This is a genomic window from Roseibium sp. RKSG952, from assembly GCF_009711355.1.
In genome coordinates this window covers 1-3,436 of the sequence record NZ_SMMF01000662.1, presented here as the reverse complement: position 1 = coordinate 3,436, position 3,436 = coordinate 1, and the positions used below count along the sequence as shown (strand labels likewise).

Below are 3,436 nucleotides of genomic sequence, written 5' to 3'. Positions count from 1 at the left end.
TCTCGGAACCCGATGGGGTTTTGGCCGGACTCGACGCGATTACGGCGCTGAGAAAGTACTATGTGGTCAATGACCCGCCCGAAGTCGGTAACCTTGAGTGGGTTAATTTCTATGGTCAGTTCCGCCTCGACCTCGATCAGTACATCCAGAGCCGTGATGCCTACCTTGAGGAACTGTCGAATCTGGCGGGAAGTCCTTTGGGCTTAATGTCCGTTGCAGCCTGAGAAGCAAGAAGCCTCACCGGAAGGGTGGGGAGTAGTCACCGGAAAGAATTCCTGATTAGTCGGCCATGCGGGCGGTTTCATTATGAAGGGATGCCCCAGCCTGATGGTATCCTGCGGCGATCTGGACTGTCTTGTGCGTCGATAGCGCCATGGCATCGAAGAGGTTGCTTCCACGTCGGCCAGCCTCGGTAATGAAACCAGACCTCAGACTATGTCCGCCGAAAGAAGAGGGATCCAACCCGGCCAGACGAGCACGGGCTTGGACGATGCGGGCAACTGATCGCCCGTCGAGAGATGTTGTCGAAATGTTCTCATGCCGATCAATGGCGCGGAAGATCGGCCCCTCGGAGAGGTCAAACGCCTCCAGCCAGACGCGCATAGCCTCGGCGGCGCGTCCGGCAACTGGAACGGTTTTGTCCTCGTCTCCCGACTGATTGGTTTTCGTGAGACCCAGGTGATAAAGAAAGTCGTCACCTACAGGCTCAAGATCCTCTATGCGAGCCGAGGCGATCTCCGACCGACGTCGGCCGCCAGTCGACCAACCGAACAAAAGCAACGCCTCATCCCGAATGTCGATGGCCCGCCCGGCAGCGCAGGTCTCCAGAAGCATGTCGAGGACATCTCGAACCGCTGCCTTCTTCTTCTTTGGACGATATCCGCGTCGAGCGGCCGCCTTGCGGGCCTTAGACATGATCTGACTGACGGCGGGATCGGAACAAGGAGATGGAAGGTTTTTGACCTTATGATAGGAGCTGAGAGCTGCAAGGCGTCGGTCGATCGTCGTGATAGCGTGCTTTCCGGAGACGGACTTCACGCCGCGGGCGATCATTTCCTGGTCATGTTCCGGTTCCATGCCCTCAAGGTGATCAGTGATGAACCTTATGATGAGTTCGGGCGGAACAGGCAGAACGGGTTCGTCGGAGAATCCGATGACGGAACACCATGCCCAGAAGTAGCGAATGTCGGACGCATATGCCCTCTTCGTGTTGAGCGGCGTGCCGTCCTCGATGATGTTCTTCAAGCGTTCTCGGGTTTTGGCATCAATAAGCGCAAGAGAGGAACCACCGGACATGACATCCGTTGTCAAACTTCTCGATTCGCCCTCGAAATCCTCAACCTGCAAGATCCGAAACCTCATTTCATCCACGATGCCTTATATATTAAGGACTCGTTTCGAAATTCACCAAACCGCAAGAGCGCCGTTAGGTAAGCGGATTGACGAGTCGTTAATTCCTTGAGTGAATCCATCAACTTGATCACGAAACCTAAACAGCCCATTAACTTTAATTCCGCGGAACCGGCAAAAAATCAAACTTTTCTCTTTTTTTCTTCGTAAAAAATGTCTACGAAGCATTCCCTATGGGGCAGTCCTGCTGGCCTATCGAACTTAAGAGGGTTTCAATTCGGATAGCTCCGATCTGCCCAACGCGTTGATGCCGTCAAAAGACGGCTAAATACCTGGGGGTGATTTGGGAATACGGGTTCGAGTTCCTGACGTCCGATAAGGAAGGTTATCGGACGTTAAGTTGAAAGAGGAGAGTGTGAAGTCGAGGTGAACGAGCGTCGAGCCGATGTGTAGGTTGGCGATTTCGGTCACTCAAAGATCAGAGACAACGGAAGTTATGACAGGCTAGCTTCCGTTGGGATGTTACAACAGGGTTACGTCGAAAATTAATAAGTTGACGAGCCAAGCCAAATGCGAGGTTTGTGTCCACATGAGTACAGAGTTCGGTCTCAATAAGGCGATGAAGGAAGCCGCTGTCCAAAACATCGCCGCATCCGAGACGGATCGGATCGCTATGGAGATGGCCAGTCTTTACAAGGAAAGCGTCGACGCCATCTTTAAGGACGATACGATGGTCTTCCACGTGCTCCCGATGCCGGAATACGATGGAGAGAGCTTCATCAGCGCCAAGGGCGTCGATCCGGATCTGGACATGGCGGCCGAGGCGATCTGTGAAACCGACATCAACGACATGGACTGCGTCGTTGTTCTCGGTGCCGATGTCCTGATGGTTGAGCGCACCGAGGACGAGATGGCTCAGATCGCCATCGAACATTTGTCGAGCCACCTCGACAATGTATGGCCGGTCGCCGATGCCAATATGGGCATGGTACGGAAAACGATTGGATCAACCGTCTTCGCAGGTTTGCTCACATGCGCTCACCCGGTGCTAGCAGCAATCGATTCCGACGGAGAAATCATCAACAACGTGAAAGAGAAGGCGATCACCGCCTTGGCCGTTCACAAATTCCACACCAACACTCAAACAGCTACGGCGATCACCAGGATTTGCGAAGAGGTTGTTGAAACGAATGGTGGCTTCCTTGCATTGCCCGCGAACATAACCGACCTCGTGTCCGCAGGGCGGGAAGTGTTCTGCGATGTCGTGGATCGCATGGAAATTCGGCCGATTGGCATCATTTAGCCCAGGCAGAGCAAATGAACGAATCGTAGAGACGTCCTGTCGGCCGGCGTTTGTATTGTAGGTTGCGCAGCGACATGTAGCTAATCCATATCTACCAATGGAGAGTCATCATGCCGACAACCAAGATGTTGCAAACAACTTTTGCTGACCTAAAATTTTCCGCCGAAAGAGCGGGATATCAGATGGTTATTGAGATTCCGGAGTATTTAAATGAGGAGGATATAACCCTCAGTTTCAAAAAGGACGGCAAGGATAGCCCTTATTACGTTCAGGTTCACCCCGATTTTTTCTACATTGGATTGCACGAAACAATCTGGGAAACAGAGGATCTATCGGAGTTTGGCCCGGTCCTACACTGCCTTTTCGGCACGTTGGGCGAAAACTACAACAAAGACACCATAGCAGATGCGGTGATGGAGAAGATTGGTGCTCCAAATGCACCTTTGGTCCCAATAGATATCCCCGCCGGAACAGCAAGCAATACAGGCGTCTGTTATCTCTTAAAGGCAATCGGAGAATACCGAGAAACATGCGGTGAGCTGGAGGTGACAATCAACCCGGAGGGCGGCAGATTGGGCCAACAGGATCTGATACTCATTTCGAATGGAGACCGAGAGATCAAGGTTATCGCGGATGCTCCTAGACTCAGAATTGAAGCCGAAGAATACACAAAAGAAATAGACCTAGGCGCACTCAAGAACGCAGATGCACTAAAATGCATTCTAGAGGAAGAATTCGGAATTAATACACCGACGCCTTAGAGTCTGATTCAAAAGTTCACGC

4 protein-coding genes are annotated in these 3,436 nt (G+C 52.2%); 3 read left to right on the top strand and 1 reads right to left on the bottom strand.

From position 1 onward, the window contains the following. Positions 1-224: hypothetical protein (locus tag E1297_RS49055; RefSeq protein WP_196223176.1), on the top strand; the 224-nt coding region annotated here is incomplete at its 5' end. Between the two features lie 55 nt (positions 225-279). Here E1297_RS49055 and E1297_RS03480 read toward each other — a convergent pair. After that, on the bottom strand, positions 280-1,362 hold the full coding sequence (locus tag E1297_RS03480) for a site-specific integrase (RefSeq protein WP_155133925.1): 1,083 nt from the start codon (positions 1,360-1,362) through the stop codon (positions 280-282). A 577-nt stretch (positions 1,363-1,939) separates the two neighbouring features. On the opposite strand from E1297_RS03480, the gene E1297_RS03475 reads away from it, so the two are divergent. Together E1297_RS03475 and E1297_RS03470 are read left to right on the top strand one after the other, a co-directional pair. Then, on the top strand, positions 1,940-2,653 hold the full coding sequence (locus E1297_RS03475; protein WP_155133922.1) for a hypothetical protein: 714 nt from the start codon (positions 1,940-1,942) through the stop codon (positions 2,651-2,653). A gap of 110 nt (positions 2,654-2,763) precedes the next feature. Next, entirely contained in the window at positions 2,764-3,414 is a 651-nt protein-coding gene (locus E1297_RS03470) for a hypothetical protein (RefSeq protein WP_155133919.1), read from the top strand. The last annotated feature ends 22 nt before the right edge of the window (positions 3,415-3,436 follow it).